Origin of the sequence: Pseudomonas mediterranea CFBP 5447 (assembly GCF_000774145.1) — a bacterium.
In the GTDB taxonomy this organism is placed as follows: domain Bacteria; phylum Pseudomonadota; class Gammaproteobacteria; order Pseudomonadales; family Pseudomonadaceae; genus Aquipseudomonas; species Aquipseudomonas mediterranea.
In genome coordinates this window covers 900,233-921,307 of record NZ_KN322987.1, presented here as the reverse complement: position 1 = coordinate 921,307, position 21,075 = coordinate 900,233, and the positions used below count along the sequence as shown (strand labels likewise).

Below are 21,075 nucleotides of genomic sequence, written 5' to 3'. Positions count from 1 at the left end.
GCAACGTAATGAGCCGGTGCGGGTTGAGGGCGGAAACGTTTCGTTCTGGAGCCTAATGCATTCACTTAAGACTTCCCGGTTCACTGTGGCGAGGGGATGAATCCCCTCGCCACAGGTTCATCTACTTCCTTGAGTGAGCAGCATCATGTTCAGGGACGAGCATTCTCCGAGGTCATGATCTGCAGCGGAATATGGATGCGATGCCGCACCGGATCGAAGGCTGGTGCGGTCTGCAATTCCACCAGTAGATCGACCAGGGCCTGGGCCAGCAATCGCGGCTGGGAATCGATGACCAGGCTGATCAGGCCCTGCGCCAGGGCCTGGCGCGAGAGCTCGGTGGACTCCTGCAGGATGCTGCACAGCGACGGCCGGTTCGGCAGTTGCGACAGGGCACTGATAATGCCATCGCCGCCGCCACCGACTACACACAAGCCACGCAAGTCGTCATGCCGCGCCAACAGGTCCAGGGTCGCCTCTTCGGTGATGTCGTCGTTGTCCAGATTGATCAACGCCTCCAGCGGTCGCAGACCGGGAGCATGCTCCGCGAGGTAGCTGCACAGTCCGTCGATCCGCGCCTGGTGGCCGAGGAAGCGATGGCCACCGAGCAACACCCCGACACTGCCTTCACGGTTGCCGCAGGTGTGGGCCATCAGCCAACCCATGGTGCGTCCGACTGCATGGTTGTCCTGGCCGACGTATGGCTCATCGGCCGTTTCACGTATGTCGGACAGTAGCGCGATCACCGGCACGCCGGCGGCCCTGATCTGGGCGATGCTGGCATTGATCGACGGGTGCGCGAAGCTGACCACGGCCAGGCCGTCGCACTGCACCGCCAACTGTTCGATCTGGGCGACGATTGCGCTGGGTGTGCGATCGAAGACGTACTCGAATTGAATGCTCAGGTTGGCACCGGCATGACGTTGCGCCGCTTCCGTGATCGCGGTGGCTACGTTGCCATAAAACGCCTGGGCGGTGCCGAGCAGGAGGATGCCGAAACGGTAGCTCGGGCGGCGCTCACGGATCCGTTGGCCGATCAGTCGGGCGGCGAAATAGCCGACCGCTTCGGCGGCCTGGAACACCTGCTCGGCGGTACTCGGCGTGACCGGCGCCCGGGCGTTGAGCACCCGGTCCACGGTCGCGACACTCAATCCTGCGTGCCTGGCGACGGTGGCGATGGTTGGGCGTTTGGTGGTGTTGGTCATGACAGGCCCTACAGTGCCTTGATAGAAAACTATCAAGCTTCGATGGGCCTGGATGATAGCTTGATAGGGAATCAATTCAAGGCCTTGAGGCTGATCGATGCGCTCTCTATGGTTTCTCCAACGATGCGAACCTGCATCGAGCAAGTGCCCACAACCATCAAGCTTGCGGAGAACAATAAGATGCCTGAGCAAAACGCAACCTCCGGCCACCGCGATAAACCCGCACGCCGAGACTATTCACTGCTCGGTCCCGAAGCCGCCAGAGCGGCGCAAAAAGGCCTGGTATCCGCCAATTGGTACCAATCGCCGATTTCGCGTAAACGCATGAAAGAGTTGATGCAGCGCCGCGACGGCCCGGCACTGCGCGATACCGCGATCTGGTTACTGTCGATGGCCGTCACCGGTTTCGGTGGCTATTGGTTCTGGGGATCCTGGGCCTGCGTGCCGTTCTTCTTTGCCTATGGGCTGCTCTACGGCACGGCGTCGAATGCCCGCTGGCATGAGACCGGTCACGGCACCGCATTCAAGACCCGCTGGATGAATGACGTGGTCTACCAGGTGTCGAGCTTCATGTTCATGTTCGAGCCCCATGTCTGGCGCTGGAGTCATGCGCGGCACCACACCGACACGATCATCGTCGGGCGCGACCCGGAGATCGTCGAGCCGCGCCCGCCAAGCCTGATCGGTATGGTACTGAGCCTGGTCAGGATGCCTTACGCGATCAAGACCATGGGGTCGGTCTGCCGGCATGCGACCGGGCGGATGGCGGAAGAAGAACAGACCTTCATCCCCGCATCCGAGTGGCCGAAGATCTTCCTGGCGGCGCGGGTCTGGCTGGTGATCTATGGATTGACCGTGGCGGCGGCACTGTACCTGCAGAGCTGGTTGCCGCTGATGTTCATCGGCCTGCCGACGCTGTATGGCGGCTGGCTGTCCTACGTGTTCGGCCTGTCCCAGCATGTCGGCCTGGCTGAAGACGTGCTCGATCATCGCAGCAACTGCCGCACCATCTACATGAACCCGGTGCTGCGTTTTCTCTACCTGGACATGAACTATCACCTGGAACATCACATGTATCCGATGGTGCCGTTCCATGCCCTGGCGCAGCTTCACGAAGAGATCCGCCACGACTGTCCGCCGCCCTATACCAGCCTCTGGGCGGCGTTCAAGGAAATCCTCCCGACCATCTGGCAACAGCGCAAAGACCCGAGTTATTTCGTCCGTCGTCCTTTGCCACCACGCACGGCATCGACCGCCAGCACCCAGGCTGAAGCGACACCGGCCTGACCCTTCCCGTTTACCACAACAAGAGAACGTGCCATGACCGATCAATGGATCGACGTTTGCGCCGTGGGCGAAATAAACGAAGAGGATGTCATTCGTTTCGACCATGGCCCGCACACTTACGCGGTCTACCGCTCCGCTGACGACGAGTTCTTCGCCACCGCGGGCCTGTGCACCCATGAGTCCATCCACTTGGCCGACGGCCTGGTGATGGACCATGTCATCGAATGCCCCAAGCACAACGGGCGCTTCGATTACCGCTCCGGCAAAGCCCTGGGCGCGCCGGTGTGCGTCAACCTCAAGATCTATCCGGTCCGGGTCGAAGCGGGGCGTGTCCTGCTCGGCATTGATGTTTGACGGCGTGGAGGTTGTGCCATGAAAGCTGGCAATGCGCCTTTGGTTATCGTCGGCGCCGGGCATGCCGGCGGCCGCGCGGCGCTGACCTTGCGCGAGGAAGGCTATACAGGTCGCTTGATCCTGATCGGCGATGAAGCCCACCCACCCTATGAACGTCCGCCGCTGTCCAAGGGGCTGTTACAGGGTACGGCCGAACTGAGTGGGTACAGCCTGTGTGAGAGCGCACGGCTCGCCGAACTGGATATCGAGCACTGGGCGGGTAATCCGGTGGAGAGCCTCGACCCGCAACGACGCCGGCTGCAGTTGGCCGATGGTCGTGGGCTGTATTATGCACGGTTGTTGCTGGCGACCGGGGGCAGGGCGCGGCGATTGCCCTCGGTGCCAGAGGGTCTAGCCAATGTGCTTTATCTGCGTACCCATGATGAAGCGTTGAGGTTGCGTGCTTCGCTGCAACCCGGCAAACGATTGGTTGTCATCGGCGGAGGTTTCATCGGCCTCGAAGTGGCCGCCACCGCCCGCACCCTGGGCTGCACCGTCACTGTGCTTGAAGCCGGGCCGCGACTGGCGGGCCGCGTCCTGCCGGAGCGACTGTCCCAAGCGCTGCTGGCGCTGCACCACAGCCAGGGCGTGGACGTGCGCTTGAACGTCGCCATCGAGGCGGTGCAGGGCGACATCCACGCCGAGTCGGTGCAATTGGTTGACGGCGAGCTGTTGCCTTGCGACCTGGTTGTCGTTGGCATCGGCATGCAACCCAACATTGAATTGGCTGCGTCCGCCGGACTGGCCGTCGGCCAGGGCATCCGCGTCGATGCCCAATTACGCACCAGTGCGCCGGACATCTTCGCCGCCGGTGATGTCTGCGAGTTCAGGCTGCATCCACAGGGTGTTTTTCAGCGTCAGGAAACCTGGCGCAATGCCGAAAACCAGGGGCGGCACGCAGCCCTGAACCTGCTGGGCCGTGAACTGCCCTTCGAGGTGATCCCCGGCTTCTGGTCCGACCAGTACGACTGGGGGCTCCAGACCGTGGGCGCGATTTCAAATACGCAACCGACAGCGAGCCGGCCCCTCGCAAATGGCGGTTTCCTGATGTTCTACCTCGATGCCGAGCATCGCCTGCAAGGCGCCTGCGGCTGGGGCCAGGGCAACAGCATCGCCAAGGACATCAAGCTGTGTGAACGGCTGATCGCCAACCGAAGCTGCCTTGCCTTGGACGCCCTGGCCGATGCTGACGTGTCGCTCAAACAATTACTGAGGAGCTGACATGCGCGAGTTCCTGATTTTTCAATCGCTCTGGGCCATGCAGGATCACCGCGGCCAATGCGCGCTTCCCCTCGAAGCGCAGCTGGAAAAAATTGCTGCCGCTGGATTCGATGGCATTACCGATCACTTCTGGGAGGCTTCCCACGCTGCGCGCCTGCACGCCGCCGCCAAGGCACTGGGCCTGCAAATCGAGGGTCAGCTCTTTCCCCGTAGCGTGGATGATCTGGCGGCCGCACTCGACGTTGCTGTGCGCCATGGCTGTCACCATCTCACACTGCAAGCCGACGTCCGGCCGCGCACGCTGAGTCAGGCGATCACACTGGTGGAGGGCTGGCAACGCCTGGCCGAACAGGTGGATTTTCCGATCCTTTTGGAAACCCATCGTTATCGCCTGAGCAATGACTTGCTGTTCACGTTGGACCTGCTCGAGCAGATGCCCGACCTGAAACTGCTGGCGGACCTGTCCCACTACGTCGTGGGCCGCGAGATGCCAGAACCGGCCGCCGCCGAAGACGACGAGTACATCCAGCGCATCCTGCGCCACAGTTGGGGGTTCCATGGCCGGGTCAGCAACGGCGAACAGGTGCAAGTGCCCTTGGGTTTCGCCCAGCACCGACCCTGGCTGGAGCGCTTCATCGGTTGGTGGCGCTACGGAATCGAGGACTGGCTGGCTCGCCCGAACGCACCTGCAAGCCTGTCCTTTACCTGCGAACTCGGCCCGCCGCCCTACGCGATTACTGGGGCCGACGGGCGCGATATCAGTGATCGCTGGGAGGAGGCGTTGATGTTGAAGCAGTTGATGTGTGAGGTCTGGAGGGATTGTCAGGCCTCGGGTTGAGGCTGATCTGGCGTGGGATGACGGTAGATGGCTATCGCGAGCAGGCTCGCTCCCACAAAAACGTGTCGCACGCGGTCTGCCTGGTGACGCACTTGGACAACCGCCCTGCCGGGCAACCTCAAATCCCCATGCCTATGGCATCCAAATTGCGACAGGAAACATTCCTGTTAGCGACCTCAATCAGACTCTTCTCTAAATTCAACCCATTGTTTTAAAAAGGTTTTATGTGTTTTTTGTGTGTGTTTTTACAGTATTTTCTGTGTATACATACAAAATACAAAAGCGTTGACGATGCTGGCCACCCGTGCGAGTCTGGATTCAACAAGAAGCCGTACGCTTATTTGACTGCCTCGGGAGGTCATCGTGAAAAACGGCAAAAGCACACTTTATGACGACCTCAAGCGTCAGATTCTGACGATGGAACTGGATCCGGACGAGGCGCTGGACGAGGTCGCCATCAGCGAACGCTACGGCCTCTCCAGGACTCCGGTGCGAGAGGTCTTCAGGCGTCTCGCCGGTGAGGGGTACATCGAGATCAGGGAGAACCGCGGCGCACGGGTGATTCCCATGAACCACTCGACCCTGCGCAATTTTTTCCTGGTCGCGCCCATGATCTATGCCGCGATCGGTCGTCTGGCGGCGCTCAACTTCAAGGCTCGTCAACTGGACGACCTGAAGGAAACCCAGCGGCGTTTTCGTGCGGCGACGGTGTCCCGTGATGCGCTGATGATGGTGGTCGAGAACAACCGGTTCCACGCCATCATGGGGGAAATGTCAGGCAACCCCTATCTGGAACCCAGCCTGGAACGCCTGCTGATTGATCACGCCCGTATCGGTCATACTTTTTTCCGTCCCCGTGACGCCGATACGGAGCGGCGCCTGGAACTTTCTGCCGGACATCACGACGCTTTTATCGTGGCCATTGAAAGTCGTGATGAAAGTGCCGTCGTCGATCTGGTGTTTGAACACTGGGAACTTTCTCGGGAAAACATGGAAATGTTTATTGCTCCTCAGGGAATCAGCGCAGACCTGTCATTCCAGATTAAATGATATTGGGCCACGCTGGATGAGCGGAGGAACGATACCAACTTTGATGCCGCATTAGGCTGAGGCATTGAGTGTCAATCCGGTTCTGGATTGACAGGCAATAATAGCGGGAACAGAGGGTGAACTTGTTGTTGTATCCACGGGCTTCTGTTGTCTGGAGGCCAATATAATAAGTTTAAACGTTGATCGAGGAACACCATGAAAAAAATCTGGAAGGCCGTCTGCGCGGTCGCAATGTTGGGCATGGCAATGATGCCCGTCCATGCTGAAGAAAAAACCATCACCATGGGTACGTTGTCCTGGGAAGACTTGACGCCCATCACCGGTATTACCAAGAAAGTTCTCGAGGACTCCGGCTATACGGTGAAAGTTGTCGAGTTTTCCGAGTGGGGTATTGCCTACGCTGCGTTGAGCAAAGGCGATATCCAGGTATTGGCTTCCCAGACGGACTACGCGGCGAACGATTACTGGAATAAAAACAAGAACCGTCTGGAAAAACTGTCGCCTGTTTCTTATGGCTTGTACCAGGCCATTGCCGTACCGAAATATGTGGATATCGACTCGCTCGATCAACTGAATGCCAATGCCGACAAGTTTGGTGGAAAGATCATCGGTATCGAGCCGGGTTCAGGTTTGATGAACGATGCCACCAATGCAGTCAATGCCTACGGTATCAAGTTGAAGTTGCTTGAAGGCAGTACCGCTGCGATGACCGCCGCGCTGAAGTCGGCTGTGGATCGTAAGGAGTGGGTCGCGGTTGCGATCTGGGAACCGTCGTGGATGGCGCAGAAGTTCGACTTGAAGTTCCTCAAGGATCCAAAAGGTATCTTCCCGCCGCCACAAGGCTACTACTGGATCGGTCACAAGGATTTCTCCAAGAGCTATCCCCAAGCGCGTGAGCTGATGGCCAGCGTGTATGTGCCGATTGGCGATATCACCGCGATCAACGGTGAAGTCAAGGATGGCAAGACCATGGAACAGGCCATCAAAGGCTGGACCGACAGTCATGCTGACCTGCTGAAGCGTTGGGAAAACGTGAAGAAATAAGAATGAGCGGTCTGTGCGCCCCGGGTCCATTGAGTCGGGCGCACAGGTTTCGCGCTGTTTTTTAGCTACTGCCGCCTTTTGATTCATCAGAGAGACCAGGCACAACTGGTCCGACGGGTTACGAACATGACAACGCCCAACATAGACACGAACGAAGTGCTGGTGGATTGCCAGTCCGTCTGGAAAATCTTCGGTAAGAACGCACCTGCGGCGATGGATGCCGTCGTCAAACAGGGGCTGACCAAGACTCAAATCCTGCAGAACTACGGCTGCGTGGTCGGGGTATCCGAGGTCAATCTCCAGGTTCGACGTGGAGAAATCTTTTGCATCATGGGCTTGTCCGGCAGCGGCAAATCGACACTGATCAGGCTTCTCAACAAACTCATCACGCCGAGCGCGGGCAAGGTTCTCGTCAAGGGCAAGGACCTGTCGTCCCTCACCGCTGCGCAACTGCGAGAAGTCAGGGCGCGGCATATCGGCATGGTCTTTCAAAGCGTGGCTTTGTTGCCTAACCGGACGGTCCTGGAAAACACCGCCTTCGGGCTGGAAGTGCAGGGCGTCGGCAAGGCCGAGCGCTACAAGGTCGCTGAACGGGCGTTGGCCAAGGTGGGCTTGAGCGACTGGATGTCCCGCTACCCGAGCGAGCTGTCCGGTGGCATGCAACAACGGGTCGGGCTGGCGCGTGCGATCACCGCCGATCCGGAAGTGATTCTGATGGACGAACCGTTCAGTGCCCTCGATCCATTGATTCGCCGGCAGCTGCAGGATGAGTTCCGCCAACTGACCAAGGAGCTGGGCAAGTCCGCGGTATTCATCACCCACGATCTGGAGGAGGCCATCCGCATCGGCGACCGCATCGCGATCATGAAGGATGGCGTGATCATCCAAGTCGGTACCGCCGAGGAGATCGTCCTCAACCCGGCTGACGACTACGTTGCCGAATTCGTGGCGGGCATCTCGCGACTGCACCTGGTCAAGGCCCAGTCGGTCATGACCCCGGTCGAGGTGTATCAGGCGGCAAACCCCGGAACTGATATCGCAAGGTTCGCCAGAACCACCGTCGATGCGGATATCGACGCACTCATCGGCTTGACGGTGAAATCCGATCGCGACGCACTGGCGGTGGTCGATAACGGCGTGGTGGTGGGGATCGTCACCATCCGCGACCTGCTTCGCGGCGTCCAGGGTATTGCGAATGACTTCGCAACGTCGACCGCTACGGAGCTGGAGGCGTCGACATGAGCACGCCAGACTTTTCCAGCCAGTTCGATTCGACTGTCGATGCCAGCCTCGAATGGCTATCGGATCACGGTGAGTTCCTGTTCGATGCGGCCAATGGACTGCTGAACGGGGTTTACCACTCGGTCCAATGGTGTGTGGCCTATCCACCGTATTACGTCGTCGCGGGCATCCTGGCCCTGATGGGGAGGCGCATGGTCGGCGTCCGGTTTGCGCTGCTCACGGGGCTGGCGTTGTTGTTTTGCGAGGTCATCGGCTTGTGGCCGGAGACGGTCAGTACGCTCGCGTTGGTACTGGCCGCTACGGTGCTGGCGCTGGTGGTGGCGATTCCGCTGGGGGTGCTGACCGGCCTCGCACCGTCCATCGACCGGGTTGTGGACCCTTGCCTGGACCTGGTGCAGACCATGCCTCCCTACATCTATTTGCTGCCGGCCATTGCCTTGCTGGGCTATGGCCCGGCCACCGCGCTGCTGGCGACATTCATTGTCGCGGTGCCGCCGGCCATGCGCCTGACCTCCCTGGGTATCCGCATGACGCCTCGGGAGTTCATCGAGCTGGGCGACGCCAGCGGCGTCACCGGCTGGCAGATGTTCTTCAAGATCCGCTTGCCCTTCGCCATGCCGAGCATCATGGCCGGGGTCAACCAGAGCCTGATGATGGCGTTCGGCATGGTCGTCATTGCCGGCATCGTAGGCTCCGGCGGCCTGGGTGAAGCCATCTACGGGGCCGTGCGTACGCTGGACATCGCCAAGTCGATCAATGCCGCCATAGCCATCGTCATCCTGACCATGATCCTCGATCGACTGGCGCAAAGCGCCGCACGATCCCGGATGGGAGATTCCCAATGACCGCGCAACTCCAATTTTCTCCAGGTGAATTCCTCGCCCCGGGTGTGGACTGGCTGAACGCCAATCTTCACGGTTTTTTCAAAGGGATCAGCCAGGTCATCGAAGCGGTCCTGGGTGCGGTGGAGGGCGTGTTGCTGGCCCCCAACCCCTACGTGCTGATCGGTATCGTCGTGGCGCTGGCATTCTTTTTCACCAACAAGAAGGTGGCATTGTTCGCTGCCGCGATGTTGGCGTTCTGTCTGTTCTCGGGGCTCTGGGTTGCGTCGATGCAGACCATTGCACTGGTCTGCGTCGCGGTATTGATCTCGGTGGCGATTGCCTTCCCGCTGGGTGTGCTGGCGGCACGGATGAAGCGGCTCGATGAAGCGTTGTTGCCGATCCTCAACATCATGCAAACCGTTCCGCCATGGGTCTACCTGATCCCCGCGGTCATGCTGTTCAGTCTCGGGCGCGTACCGGCGATCATCGCGACGATCGTCTATGGCATTCCGCCGATGCTCCGGTTGACCACCTTGGCTTTCAAGCAATTGCCCAAAGATCTGTTGGAACTGGGCCAGGCGATTGGTGCCTCGCCGAGGGCGATCCTGTTCAAGATCGAACTGCCGACAGCCGCTCCAACACTGCTGGTCGGGTTGAACCAATGCATCCTGCTGTCGCCTGGGCCTGGTGGGGGCGGGTGGCCTGGGGGCGGAGGTGACGCGCGGTCTGACCCGGATGGAGATGGGGCTCGGCTTGCGCGCCGGCCTGGCCATCGTTGCTGTGGCGCTGCTGCTGGACCGATTGTCCCGTGGCGCGTTGCAGCGTCATTCCCCACGCACGCTCTAGGAGAGTCGCCCCGATGAGACGCAGCTTTTTTTGTATCGACTCCCATGCCTGCGGGAATCCGGTGCGGGTGGTGGCGGGCGGCGCGCCGCTGTTGCCGTCCGTTTCGATGGCCGAGCGCCGCGAGATCTTTGTGCGTGAGCATGACTGGGTGCGCACGGCGTTGATGTTCGAGCCTCGGGGCCACGACATCATGTCCGGCGTCATCATCTATCCGTCATCCCGCGACGATTGCGATTTTGGCGCGTTGTTCATCGAAGTCAGTGGCTGCCTGCCCATGTGCGGTGCGGGCACCATCGGTTTGTCGACCGTGGTGATCGAGGAGGGGCTGGTCACACCCCGCGAGCCTGGCAAGTTGGCCATTGAGACCCCTGCCGGGCGGGTGGATGTCGACTACACGCTGAACGGCGAGTTTGTCGACTCCATCCGCTTGTTCAACGTGGCCAGTTATCTGCACAGCGCCGATGTACGGGTCGAGGTGCCGGGTGTTGGCGAGCTCGTCGTTGATATTGCCTATGGCGGCAATTTCTATGCGGTGGTCGAACCGCAGGCGAACTGGGCCGGTTTGACCGGCATGACGACGGCGGACATCGTCGCCATGAGCCAGAAACTGCGCGTGGCCCTGGCAGAGGTATCGGTCCCCGTGCACCCCGAAAACAACAGGATCCAAGGGGTTCACCACGTCATCTGGTGCGATGACGGGCAGGGCACCGCAGCGGATGGGCGCGGCGCCGTGTTCTATGGCGACAAGGCAATCGACCGGTCTCCGGGTGGCACCGGCACTTCGGCGCGCATGGCCCAACTGTTCGCCAAGGGGCGGCTGAAGGTGGGCGATACGTACCGCAATGAAAGCCTGATCGGGACCATCTTCGAGGGCAAGGTCGAAAACGCGGTCAAGGTCGGACCATTCGAAGGCATCAGGCCGAGCATCGGCGGCTGGGCGCAAATCACCGGGCACAACACGATCTTTGTCGATGACAAGGACCCGCTGCGTCATGGCTTCCAGCTCGCTTGACCCGCAACACACCAGACACTGTATTCGTCACGTAGAGAAGAGTAGGCAGAAATTGATCGAGCGACGCCAATTCAGCGGAGGCATGAAAGGCAAGAATTTCCGCTATCTGAATGAAAACCCCGACCAGACGAGCCGGATGGTTCGGGTGGGTTTCCTGCTGCTCGAACATTTCTCGCTGCCGGCATTCACCCAGGCCCTGGACACGATTGTCACGGCGAACCTGTTGCGCCCCAAGCTGTTCTCATCGCGGACTTTTGGTCTGAGCGACGGGGAAGTCATCAGCGATCTGGGCCTGGTCATCCGGCCGGACACCCGTATCGATTGCTCGCTGATCAAGGACCTTGACCTGCTGGTCATCTGTGGTGGCTACAGGACTGAACTGAAAGCATCGGAGGAGCTGGTGCACCTGCTCAGGACTGCCGCGGAGCTGGAGATCGGCCTGGCCGGGTTGTGGAATGGCGCATGGTTCCTGGGCCGCGCAGGACTGTTGGACGGATACCGGTGTGCGATTCATCCCGAACATCGCCCTGCGCTGGCGGAGTTCTGCAAGGCGACGCAGGTCAGCAGCGAGCCTTACGTGATCGACCGGGACCGCCTGACGGCATCCAGTCCCTCCGGCGCTTTCCACATGGCCTTGGACTGGATCAAGGGGCTTCACGACAAAGCGTTGGTGGAAGGTATCGAGGACATTCTGTCGTTCGAAGAGTCGCGCTACCGGCGCATCAAGCCGACTGAAAATGTCTGCCTGAGCGCACCGCTGCGCGAGGTGGTGAAGCTGATGGACGCCAACCTCGAAGAGCCCTTGGAGCTGGAGCAGTTGGCCATTTATGCCGGCCGTTCGCGGCGTCAATTGGAGCGCCTGTTCAAGGAGCAATTGGGCACCACGCCACAGCGGTACTACATGGAGTTGCGTATCACCGAGGCGCGTCGGCTTTTGCAGCATACCGAGCTGTCCCAGGTCGAGGTCCTCGTGGCCTGTGGTTTCGTGTCCCCGAGCCATTTCAGCAAGTGCTACAGCTCCTATTTCGGCTACCGCCCGTCAAAGGAGGTCAGGCTGGTCAAGTAGGGCGCCAGGCAGGTCGTTTCCGAACCGATTGATGGCGCATCTGGACATTCGCCTGAACGAAGCGCAAAGCCCCTGTTTATAAGGGGTTCAGCGCTTCGTAAAGATGTCTGGGAGAACGCGAAAATCTATGTATTTCAATTGTAGACACAATGTATTTTCTTGTTTTATAGTCGGATTACAGGTAGTAGACCTAGCTCACTCAACGGGTACGAAGGTTTCTATGAAGGCAGTCAATCAAGCCGGCCAGCAGGTCGCCACAGAAGCGCCAATCGATCGCAAGGCTGTGTTGGGCGACGCGTTGCGGCGACGCATCCTGAGCATGGAGCTGGCACCGGGGGCGGTGGTCGATGAGTTGGCCCTATGCGAAGAGTTCGGCTTGTCGCGTCCTCCTGTGCGCGAGCTGATGCGGCAGATGGCGGCGGAGGGCTACATCGAGCTGGAAGCCAATCGGGCGGCGCGGGTGTCGTCCATGAACTACCAGTCGCTGCGCAGCTTCTTTCTCGCTGCGCCGCTGATCTACAGCGCCACCACCCAGCTCGCCGCAACGCAAGCGACACCCGCGGAGATCGCCGAGCTCAAGCGTATCCAGCAACTGTTTCGCGAGGCCATCGAGCAGAAGCATGTCGAGAACCGGGTGCTCTACAACGATGAGTTTCACCTGCAGATCGGGCGGATGGCCCATAACCCTTACTTGATGCCGAGCCTGCAACGCTTGCTGATCGATCATGCGCGCCTGGGCAAGATTTTCTATCGCCATCCCACCACGGTGGATATGCAGGCCGATCTGGAAATCGCCGCCCAACAGCATGACGAAATGATCGCCGCGATTGAAAACCACGAAGCTGCGCTGGCCGGCGATATCGCCCGCGCGCACATGGAATTGTCCCGTCGCCGGATGTCCGAATATGCGGCACCGGAAGGGCTGGATGTGGCACTGACTTATTGACACGCGGGACCCCGTTTGCGTCGACGCGGCTATCGAGCCGCGCCGGAAGGGGGTGGTTCAGACTTACAACTACAAGAGTCCAGGTCGTATAAATGCTAACAGTCACCAACACCCCGGCAGACGACTCCAGTTGTGGCTGGTTTCATCTCAGTAAGCCTCGCGTGCCCCGGCCGTCGCACTCGGGCACTCGCAGCGCCCGCTGGGTGGTATTAGGCGCAGGCTTTACCGGGCTGGCCGCGGCACGTCAGTTGGCGTTGAATTTTCCAGACGACGAGATTGTCCTGGTCGAAGCGCAGGAGGTGGGTTTCGGCTCGTCGGGGCGTAATGCCGGATTCGCTATCGATCTGCCTCACGACATCGGTGCCGCCGACTATATCGGTGATATCGCCACGGCCAGGATCAGCCTTGAGTTGAATCTCACCGGCCAGAACATTCTCAAGGGCCTGGTGGAGCAGCATGGCATCGATTGCCAGTTGCGCGAATGTGGCAAGTATCAGGCCGCGATTGAAGATCGGGGTATTGCGGTGCTCGATGCCTACCGCAGCGGCCTGGACAAACTGGGCCAGGAATACCAGATGATCGACCAGCAGGACTTGCCGGGTCATATCGGCAGTCGTTTCTATCGCAAGGCCCTGTTCACGCCCGGCACGGCGCTGATTCAACCTGCGGCCCTGGTGAAAGGCCTGGCCGATAGCTTGCCTGCCAATGTGACGCTGTATGAAAACACCCCGATCACTGAGGTCGAATACGGCGACAAAACCGTTCTCAGCCATAAGCTGGGGCGCATCGTCGCCGACAAGCTGGTGCTGACCAATAACGCCTTCGCCATGAGCTTCGGTTTTCTCAAGGGGCGGATGCTGCCGATTTTCACCTATGCCAGCCTGACTCGGCCATTGACCGGTGCCGAGCAGGCACGCCTGGGTGGCAAGCCCTACTGGGGCGTCATCCCCGCCGATCCTTTTGGCACGACTTTGCGGCGCACCGTCGACAATCGTCTGCTGGTGCGCAACAGCTTCAGTTTCAATACCGATGGGCGTGCCAATCCCAAGTATCTGCAGCGGTTCATCAAGCGCCACAAGGAGTCGTTTGCCCGGCGCTTCCCGATGCTCCCCGAGGTCGACTTTCAATACACCTGGGGCGGCTCCCTGGCTTTGTCACGTAATCACGAAGCGCATTTCGGCCCTCTTTCCAACAATGTCTACGGCGCACTCTGCTGCAATGGCTTGGGTATCACCCGTGGCACGGTAACCGGAACGCTACTGGCCGACTGGTTGGCCGGTAAGAAAAATCCACTGATTGATTTCCTGCTCAATTCCCCTGGCCCGAACAGGAATCCGCCTGAGCCGTTTCTATCGGCGGGCGTCAATATGAATCTTTTTTGGGGACAAACTCGCGCCGGCAAGGAAAGTTAGTTCGCAACACAAACAGCAGTAACTGAAAAAGTTTGATTCAAACGATCGGTTAAAGAGTGCAAGGCCTGTTGATGTGTCAAGACAGGTTGAACTTTTTGATCGAGACGGCTTTGTATCGCCCGGATTTCCAGTAGCGACTGTTTGCTGAAATACCGAAGCGACCGTAGGAGATAACAATGACAAGTCCTAATGCATCGATTGAAGATATACCGCTCAATAACTTTCATCGGTTATTGACGGTCCGCTCCGGTGGCGGCTCGTTTGTCGACGGCTATGTGCTCAGTATTATCGGCATCGCCATGTTGCAGATTACTGACGCGTTGAGTTTGAGTGAGTTCTGGCAAGGCATGATTGCCGCTTCGGCATTGATCGGGGTGTTCTTTGGCGGTTTTATCGGCGGTTGGTTGACCGATCGACTGGGCCGCAAGCGGGTGTACTTCGTCGGGCCGTCGCTGTTCATTGTCTGTTCGCTGGCGCAGCTATGGGTCGAATCGGCCCCCGTGCTGTTCGCGCTGCGCTTCGCCATTGGCATGGCAGTGGGTATCGAATACCCGGTCGCCACCTCGTTGCTGGTGGAGTTCTTGCCCAGGAAGCAACGCGGCCCACGTCTCGCCGCACTGACCATCCTGTGGTTTGCCGGTGCGGCTTTCGCCTACATGGTCGGCAATGCCATTCTCGATGTCGGCGGGGACGAGGCCTGGCGCTATGTCCTGGCCAGCGCCGCGATCATTGGCCTGGCGCTGTTCATCCTGAGGATCGGTACCCCCGAATCGGCCCGCTGGTTGCTGAGCAAGGGCCGGGATACCGAGGCAGAAGCGGTGATCAAGCGCGTGTACGGAGAGCGCTACTCCCTGCGGGATCTGCCGGAGGAACACCAGCAGAAGAAGATGTCGTTCGGTGATCTGCTGCACTCCGGCTATGGCAAGCGCATGTTTTTCGTCTCGGTGTTCTGGACCTGCTCGATCATCCCGGTATTTGCCGTTTATGCCTTTGCTCCGACGGTGTTGCAGGCACTCAATCTCAAAGGCCAGTGGGCGTCGTATGGCTCGATCGCCATTACCTTCCTTTTTGTGATCGGTTGCCTGGTTGCGACGCGGTTGATCAACACCATGGGCCGACGGAGCATGCTGATCCAGAGCTTCCTCTGGTCGGGCGTGGCCTTGCTGCTGCTGGCCAGGTTTTCCTCCGGCAATGAATGGGTAGTGCTTGTGCTGTTTGGTGCCTACGCCTTGTTCATTGGCGGCGCGCAAGTGCTTCAACTGGTTTATCCAAACGAAATCTTCCCCACGGAAATCCGCACCTTCGCCATGGGCATCGGCACCTCGCTGTCCCGTGTCGGGGCTGCCGTGGGTACTTACCTGGTGCCTGTGTCCCTGCACACCCTGGGTATCGGCGCGACCATGTACATCGCCGCTGCAGTGACCTTCATCGGTCTGGCGACGGCCTGGGCGCTGGCCCCTGAAACCCGCTCACTGAGCCTGCGCGATGCCGCGGCCTTGAGTCACTGAATTGATCCAACCTGGATGTCCTCCGACCCCTGGTGGTGGACGTTGAGTCGGGGAGCATTCCCCTTATTGATGAAGAGGCAATCATGAAATTCGAAGGCATCTACACCCCGGCAATCACTCCGTTGACCGCCACTGGCGAAATCGACCAGGCCGCGTTCGCGCAAGTGCTCGAGTACCTGATCGAGTCGAAGGTCCACGGCATCATCATTGGCGGCTCCACCGGCGAGTACTACGCCCATACGCCCCAGGAGCGAATCGAGTTGGCCGCCAAGGCCAAGGATGTCATCGGCAACCGTACCGCACTGATCATCGGTACCGGTGCGATCCGCACTGAAGACTCCGTGGAGTACGCCAAGGGCGCTCGCGCCATCAAGGCCGATGCCATCCTGGTCGGCTCGCCGCCGTACGCGCTGCCGACCCAACAGGAAAACGCCGCGCACGCCCTGACGGTCGATCGCGCCGCCGACTTGCCGATCATGCTTTACAACTACCCGGGCCGCATGAGCGTGAGCATGGGGACCGAGTACTTCGAGCTGGTATCGAAGTCCCGGAATGTCGTGGCGATCAAGGAGAGCTCCGGCGACATGGCGCAGGTGCACAACCTGTCGCGCAATTTCCCCAACATTGCCCTGTCTTGCGGATGGGACGACCAGGCCCTGGAGTTCTTTGCCTGGGGCGCGCGTAGCTGGGTCTGCGCCGGCTCCAACTTCATCCCACGTGAGCACGTGGCGTTGTACGAAGCCTGTGTGCTCGAGAAGGACTTCGACAAGGGCCGCAAGATCATGAGCGCCATGATGCCGCTGATGGACTTTCTCGAAGGCGGCAAGTTCGTCCAGTCGATCAAGGCCGGTTGCGAGCTGAATGGCCTGCGCGCCGGTAGCGTCCGCTCGCCGCTGCAACCTCTTTACGAAAATGAAAAGCAGGACCTCCAGACCATCATCACCACCCTGAAAAGTGAAGTGGCCCACATCATCGGGAGCAGCAAATGAGCGATCTACTGAGTGCAGCCGAATATTCCGCCATTGCCGCAAAGCTGACGCTGCCCACGCAGTCGTTCGTGGACGGCAAGTTCTACACGTCGGTGTCGGGCAAGACCTTCACCACCACCAATCCTGCAACCGACGAAGTCCTCGCCGAAATCACCGCCTGCAACGCCGAGGATGTCGATTACGCCGTGGCCAAGGCCAACGAAGCCTTTGACGATGGCCGTTGGCACAAGCTCAGCCCAGGCGCTCGCAAGAAGGTGCTGCTGCGCTTTGCCGATCTGCTGGAGCAGAACGCGGTCGAGCTGGCGGTGATGGAAAGCCTGGACAGCGGTAAACCGATTCGCGAATGCCAGCTGACCGACATCCCCGAAGCCATCCACATGATCCGCTGGCATGCCGAGCTGATCGACAAGATCTACGACAATACCGCGCCGACCGGTGCAGGGGCGTTGACCCTGGTGGTGCGCGAGGCGATCGGCGTGGTCGGCCTGGTTCTGCCGTGGAACTTCCCGCTGCTGATGCTGGCCTGGAAAATCGGCCCGTCCCTGGCGGCAGGCTGTTCCATCGTGGTCAAGCCGGCCAAGGAAACCACCCTGACCGCCCTGCGAGTCGCCGAGCTGGCGTCCCAGGCAGGCGTTCCGGACGGTGTGTTCAACGTGCTGTCCGGCGGTGGCCGCGAGGTCGGCGAGCCGCTGGGTCGTCATATGGACGTCACCATGGTCAGCTTCACCGGATCGACCGATACAGGCCGTCTCTTCCTCAAGTATGCCGCCGATTCCAACCTCAAGCGGATCGTCCTGGAGTGCGGTGGCAAGAACCCGGCCGTGGTCATGAACGACGTCGCCGATCTCGACCTGGTGGCCGGTCACGTGGTCAATGGTTCGTTCTGGAACATGGGGGAGAACTGCTCGGCCTCTTCGCGCCTGATCGTGCACGCCGACATCAAGGACGAACTGCTCAAGCGCATCGGCGTGCAGTTGCGGGAATGGAAGATGGGCAGCCCGCTGGATCCCGAGAACCGCCTGGGTTCGATGGTCAGCAAGGCGCACTTCGAAAAGGTTCGTTCGTACCTGGTAAAAGCCGGCAGCGAGAACCTGCGGGTGGTTTTCGGCGGTAATACCGAGGCCGACATCTATGTGCAACCGACCGTGATCGATGGGGTCGGCGCCGACAGCGTGCTGTTCCAGGAAGAAATCTTCGGCCCGGTGCTGGCGGTCACCACGTTCGACACGCTCGAAGAAGCGATAGCCCTGGCAAACGATTCGGTCTACGGCCTGGCCGCTTCGGTCTACACCGACAATCTGCGCAACGCGATCAAACTGTCGCGGGAAATCCGCGCCGGCATCGTTACCGTCAACTGCTTCGGTGAAGGCGACGCGTCGACACCGTTTGGCGGTTACAAGGAGTCGGGTTTCGGTGGGCGTGACAAGTCTATCTGGGCCCATGACCAGTACACCGAGATCAAGACCATCTGGATCGATGTATCCGAGGGCTGATCAACAGCTAAGCGGTGTGGCGAGGGACAATCTTCGCCACAGACGCTGCAGGCACCTGATTGACCTTGGCCTGGGCGAAAGGCGCAGAGCATTCTTCAAACTCATGGTCTGCAACGGGATATGGATGCGATGCCGCACCGGGCGTAACGCATTCACTTAAAACTTGCCCGGTTCATTGTGGCGAGGGGATTTATCCCCGCTGGGCTGCGCAGCGGCCCCTAAGCCCCGCGACGTGGTGTATCAGGCGGATGGAGTTGCTTGTGTTGGGGCTGCTGCGCAGCCCAGCGGGGATAAATCCCCTCGCCACAGGTTCATCTATTTCCTTGAGTGAGCAGCATCATCGAGAAGCTCCACAGGCCAGACAGATTGTGCTGCACACTACCCACAACAAAAATTTTCCTGCGATTGCGTAACGTGAAAACGAGGCGGGTTTGCCTGTGATTCATGCGGTAATGGATGACACTGAACCATGTCCCGTCAATAAGCCCGCGCGCAGGAGAATTCCATGACCCAGCGGATCGCTTTCATCCATACCGTCGGTTTTCTGGTCGAGGAGTTCCGGGCGCGTATGCGCGCCGAGCTTCCCGCCGCCGACTGCTTCCATATCCTTAACGAAAGCCTGCTGCAGGACCTGTTGCGTGGCGTACCGCAGCCGCAGGTCTACCAGCGCGTGGTTGATCAGATTGTGCTGGCGGCGCAAGCGCAGCCTGACCTGATTGTCGTCACCTGTTCATCGACGTCTCCCGCTGTCGACATCGCGCGCAGCATCGTGGCGCAGCCGATCCTGAAGATCGATGATCCGATGGCCTCGGAAGCAGTGCGCTGTGGCACCCGGATTGGCCTGCTTTGCACGGCGACCAGCACGGTGGAACCGAGCAGCGCGCTGCTGCATGCACATGCTGCAGCGCAAGGACGCGATGTCACGATCAAGACGGTACTGCGCCCCGAGGCTTACCAGGCACTGATGGCGGGCGATCGGGCGCGGCATGACGAGATACTCCTTGAAGCGGCCAGCGGGATTTCCAACGAGGTGGATGTGCTGGTGCTCGCCCAGGCATCGCTGGCGCATTTGCGCGACAGGCTCGCCGCGGAGCTGAAATGCCCGGTATTGGCGAGCCCGTCGTTATTGATGGCGGAAATTGCCGGGCGCTGTGCCGAATGAAGCGATAAGGAGGGCATCTGGAGACCGTGGCAGATTGTGCTGCGCATGCCCCCAAAACAAGTTTTTCTGCGATTTAACGCGGTGAAAACGAGACAGCTCTGTAGGCGGTACATGGCGTAATGACCACCATCAGGTCGTTGGAAAAACGGCCTGCATGGCCCGGCTTGATAACCCATCCAGATGAGACTCTTGGCATGTCACCCTCGATAAAACGCATCCCCAGCGATGAAAAGCTTCCTTCCCATGCCGATGTGGTGATCATTGGCGGCGGCATCATCGGCGCGACTGCCGCCTACTTCCTGGCAAAACGGGGACTCTCGGTGGCCCTGGTCGAGAAGGGCTATGTCGGCGGCGAACAGTCGAGCCGCAACTGGGGCTGGTGCCGCCAGCAGAATCGCGATGCCCGCGAGCTGCCTCTCTCGGGTATCGCCTTGCGGCTGTGGGATGAGCTCACAGCGCAGATTGGCATTGATCTCGGTTTCCGCCGCTGCGGCCTCAAGTACGCCACCGACAACGCCAAGCAACTCGCCGAATGGGAAGCGTGGCTGGATATCGCCCGTCAATTCGACATCAAGACGCGGATACTGAGCCCAGGGGAGGCCACTTCCGCGATCCCGGCTGTCGGTCGGCAATGGCTGGGTGGCGTGCATTCCGTCGATGACGGCAAGGCGGAGCCCGCGCTCGCGGCGCCGGGAATTGCCGAGGGCGCACGTGCCCTTGGCGCGACCATCCATCAGGACTGCGCTGCTTATGACCTGGATATCACCAATGGCGCGGTGACGGGGGTGATCACCGAAAAAGGTGTCATCCGCACCCAGGCCGTCCTCTGTGCCGCCGGCGCCTGGGCCTCGGCGTTCTGTCGGCGCCACGGGTTGAATTTCCCCCAGGCGAGCGTGCGCCAGACCGCACTGCGTACGCGCCCGGCGCCGAACCTCGGGGATGCGCTCTACACGCCGGATTTCGCGCTCACCCGCCGTCTGGATGGCAGTTATACGATCGCCATCAGTGGCAAGGCACGGCTTGACGTCACGCCCCAGGGCCTGCGCCATGGGAAGGCTTTCATGCCCATGTTCGTCAAGCGGTTGGCCGCCATGGAGTTCGGCATCGGCAAGTCCTTTATCCATGGCCCCGAAGGGCTGGCAGGCTGGGGCGCGAATAAACCCCTGGCGTTCGAACGCAACCGTGTCCTCGATCCCGAGGCCAGGCCCGAGGCTGTCGCCGAGATCCTGAAGCGGGTCCGGGCGCGTTTCCCGGCCCTGGCGAACATTGAAGTGGCTGAGACCTGGGGCGGGTATGTCGACTTCACCCCCGATGCCGTGCCGGTGATCTCTGCCGTGGAGGAATTGTCAGGTTTCGTCCTTGCGGCGGGCTGTTCCGGGCATGGGTTCGGTTTGGGACCGGGGATCGGTTATCTGGCCGCTGATCTGGTCGCCAACGATACGCCCTGTGTCGATCCCGAACCCTATCGTCTCTCGCGCTTGACCGATGGTTCGAAAATGAATGTGGGCGCGATCTGACCCCTGACGGCCACTCGATTCGA

At 60.1% G+C, this 21,075-nt stretch carries 18 protein-coding genes and 1 pseudogene; 18 read left to right on the top strand and 1 reads right to left on the bottom strand.

All coding sequences use genetic code 11. From position 1 onward, the window contains the following. Positions 1-149: 149 nt before the first annotated feature. Positions 150-1,202 (bottom strand): LacI family DNA-binding transcriptional regulator, encoded by a 1,053-nt coding sequence (locus tag N005_RS23865; RefSeq protein ID WP_047703440.1) that lies wholly within the window; start codon positions 1,200-1,202, stop codon positions 150-152. A 180-nt stretch (positions 1,203-1,382) separates the two neighbouring features. Here N005_RS23865 and N005_RS23860 point away from each other — a divergent pair, with 180 nt between their 5' ends. The 18 genes and pseudogenes from N005_RS23860 to N005_RS23775 all read left to right on the top strand — a co-directional run bounded on the left by N005_RS23860 (position 1,383) and on the right by N005_RS23775 (position 21,052). Beyond that, positions 1,383-2,489 carry a fatty acid desaturase family protein gene (locus tag N005_RS23860; RefSeq protein ID WP_047704130.1) on the top strand — a complete coding sequence of 369 codons (1,107 nt, stop codon included), beginning with the start codon at positions 1,383-1,385 and terminating at the stop codon, positions 2,487-2,489. Positions 2,490-2,522: 33 nt separating this feature from the next. After that, a complete protein-coding gene (locus N005_RS23855) occupies positions 2,523-2,843 on the top strand; it encodes a MocE family 2Fe-2S type ferredoxin (RefSeq protein WP_047703439.1) in 321 nt (106 codons plus the stop codon). A gap of 18 nt (positions 2,844-2,861) precedes the next feature. Then, complete coding sequence (locus N005_RS23850) at positions 2,862-4,103, top strand: NAD(P)/FAD-dependent oxidoreductase (protein WP_047703438.1); 1,242 nt, start codon at positions 2,862-2,864, stop codon at positions 4,101-4,103. A gap of 1 nt (position 4,104) precedes the next feature. Further along, positions 4,105-4,941 carry a sugar phosphate isomerase/epimerase family protein gene (locus N005_RS23845; protein WP_047703437.1) on the top strand — a complete coding sequence of 279 codons (837 nt, stop codon included), beginning with the start codon at positions 4,105-4,107 and terminating at the stop codon, positions 4,939-4,941. Positions 4,942-5,304: 363 nt separating this feature from the next. After that, positions 5,305-5,991 carry a GntR family transcriptional regulator gene (locus N005_RS23840; protein WP_047703436.1) on the top strand — a complete coding sequence of 229 codons (687 nt, stop codon included), beginning with the start codon at positions 5,305-5,307 and terminating at the stop codon, positions 5,989-5,991. A 195-nt stretch (positions 5,992-6,186) separates the two neighbouring features. Then, positions 6,187-7,035, top strand: coding sequence for a glycine betaine ABC transporter substrate-binding protein (locus tag N005_RS23835; protein WP_047703435.1), 849 nt, complete (start codon positions 6,187-6,189; stop codon positions 7,033-7,035). A gap of 126 nt (positions 7,036-7,161) precedes the next feature. Then, positions 7,162-8,277, top strand: coding sequence for a quaternary amine ABC transporter ATP-binding protein (locus N005_RS23830; RefSeq protein WP_047703434.1), 1,116 nt, complete (start codon positions 7,162-7,164; stop codon positions 8,275-8,277). Then, positions 8,274-9,122, top strand: coding sequence for an ABC transporter permease (locus N005_RS23825; RefSeq protein WP_047703433.1), 849 nt, complete (start codon positions 8,274-8,276; stop codon positions 9,120-9,122). The genes N005_RS23830 and N005_RS23825 overlap by 4 nt, the downstream gene beginning before the upstream one ends. Next, positions 9,119-9,947 (top strand): annotated as a pseudogene (locus tag N005_RS23820) (ABC transporter permease). Before N005_RS23825 ends, N005_RS23820 begins: the two are co-directional and overlap by 4 nt. Positions 9,948-9,960: 13 nt before the next feature. Next, positions 9,961-10,959: a 4-hydroxyproline epimerase gene (locus tag N005_RS23815; protein WP_047703432.1), complete on the top strand. Its 999-nt coding sequence runs from the start codon at positions 9,961-9,963 to the stop codon at positions 10,957-10,959. A gap of 82 nt (positions 10,960-11,041) precedes the next feature. Next, a complete protein-coding gene (locus tag N005_RS23810; RefSeq protein ID WP_052126492.1) occupies positions 11,042-12,025 on the top strand; it encodes a GlxA family transcriptional regulator in 984 nt (327 codons plus the stop codon). A gap of 220 nt (positions 12,026-12,245) precedes the next feature. Further along, on the top strand, positions 12,246-12,971 hold the full coding sequence (locus N005_RS23805; protein WP_047703430.1) for a GntR family transcriptional regulator: 726 nt from the start codon (positions 12,246-12,248) through the stop codon (positions 12,969-12,971). Positions 12,972-13,063: 92 nt separating this feature from the next. Next, positions 13,064-14,383 carry an NAD(P)/FAD-dependent oxidoreductase gene (locus N005_RS23800; RefSeq protein ID WP_047703429.1) on the top strand — a complete coding sequence of 440 codons (1,320 nt, stop codon included), beginning with the start codon at positions 13,064-13,066 and terminating at the stop codon, positions 14,381-14,383. A 176-nt stretch (positions 14,384-14,559) separates the two neighbouring features. Continuing rightward, the gene (locus N005_RS23795) at positions 14,560-15,891 is read left to right on the top strand and encodes an MFS transporter (protein ID WP_047703428.1); all 1,332 of its coding nucleotides are present in this window, start codon (positions 14,560-14,562) and stop codon (positions 15,889-15,891) included. A gap of 83 nt (positions 15,892-15,974) precedes the next feature. After that, positions 15,975-16,880, top strand: coding sequence for a dihydrodipicolinate synthase family protein (locus tag N005_RS23790; RefSeq protein ID WP_047703427.1), 906 nt, complete (start codon positions 15,975-15,977; stop codon positions 16,878-16,880). Next, positions 16,877-18,373, top strand: coding sequence for an aldehyde dehydrogenase (locus N005_RS23785; RefSeq protein WP_047703426.1), 1,497 nt, complete (start codon positions 16,877-16,879; stop codon positions 18,371-18,373). The genes N005_RS23790 and N005_RS23785 overlap by 4 nt, the downstream gene beginning before the upstream one ends. 505 nt (positions 18,374-18,878) lie before the next feature. Further along, complete coding sequence (locus tag N005_RS23780) at positions 18,879-19,535, top strand: aspartate/glutamate racemase family protein (RefSeq protein ID WP_047703425.1); 657 nt, start codon at positions 18,879-18,881, stop codon at positions 19,533-19,535. A gap of 194 nt (positions 19,536-19,729) precedes the next feature. Further along, complete coding sequence (locus N005_RS23775; protein WP_047703424.1) at positions 19,730-21,052, top strand: NAD(P)/FAD-dependent oxidoreductase; 1,323 nt, start codon at positions 19,730-19,732, stop codon at positions 21,050-21,052. The last annotated feature ends 23 nt before the right edge of the window (positions 21,053-21,075 follow it).

Excerpts from the sequence above, each read along its gene's own strand:
- N005_RS23800 (WP_047703429.1), top strand. The coding sequence starts at position 13,064 with ATGCTAACAGTCACCAACACCCCGGCAGACGACTCCAGTTGTGGCTGG.
- N005_RS23835 (WP_047703435.1), top strand. The coding sequence starts at position 6,187 with ATGAAAAAAATCTGGAAGGCCGTCTGCGCGGTCGCAATGTTGGGCATG.
- N005_RS23780 (WP_047703425.1), top strand. The coding sequence starts at position 18,879 with ATGACCCAGCGGATCGCTTTCATCCATACCGTCGGTTTTCTGGTCGAG.
- N005_RS23810 (WP_052126492.1), top strand. The coding sequence starts at position 11,042 with ATGAAAGGCAAGAATTTCCGCTATCTGAATGAAAACCCCGACCAGACG.
- N005_RS23860 (WP_047704130.1), top strand. The coding sequence starts at position 1,383 with ATGCCTGAGCAAAACGCAACCTCCGGCCACCGCGATAAACCCGCACGC.
- N005_RS23785 (WP_047703426.1), top strand. The coding sequence starts at position 16,877 with ATGAGCGATCTACTGAGTGCAGCCGAATATTCCGCCATTGCCGCAAAG.
- N005_RS23815 (WP_047703432.1), top strand. The coding sequence starts at position 9,961 with ATGAGACGCAGCTTTTTTTGTATCGACTCCCATGCCTGCGGGAATCCG.
- N005_RS23830 (WP_047703434.1), top strand. The coding sequence starts at position 7,162 with ATGACAACGCCCAACATAGACACGAACGAAGTGCTGGTGGATTGCCAG.
- N005_RS23825 (WP_047703433.1), top strand. The coding sequence starts at position 8,274 with ATGAGCACGCCAGACTTTTCCAGCCAGTTCGATTCGACTGTCGATGCC.
- N005_RS23845 (WP_047703437.1), top strand. The coding sequence starts at position 4,105 with ATGCGCGAGTTCCTGATTTTTCAATCGCTCTGGGCCATGCAGGATCAC.
- N005_RS23855 (WP_047703439.1), top strand. The coding sequence starts at position 2,523 with ATGACCGATCAATGGATCGACGTTTGCGCCGTGGGCGAAATAAACGAA.
- N005_RS23865 (WP_047703440.1), bottom strand. The coding sequence starts at position 1,202 with ATGACCAACACCACCAAACGCCCAACCATCGCCACCGTCGCCAGGCAC.
- N005_RS23795 (WP_047703428.1), top strand. The coding sequence starts at position 14,560 with ATGACAAGTCCTAATGCATCGATTGAAGATATACCGCTCAATAACTTT.
- N005_RS23805 (WP_047703430.1), top strand. The coding sequence starts at position 12,246 with ATGAAGGCAGTCAATCAAGCCGGCCAGCAGGTCGCCACAGAAGCGCCA.
- N005_RS23850 (WP_047703438.1), top strand. The coding sequence starts at position 2,862 with ATGAAAGCTGGCAATGCGCCTTTGGTTATCGTCGGCGCCGGGCATGCC.
- N005_RS23775 (WP_047703424.1), top strand. The coding sequence starts at position 19,730 with ATGTCACCCTCGATAAAACGCATCCCCAGCGATGAAAAGCTTCCTTCC.
- N005_RS23790 (WP_047703427.1), top strand. The coding sequence starts at position 15,975 with ATGAAATTCGAAGGCATCTACACCCCGGCAATCACTCCGTTGACCGCC.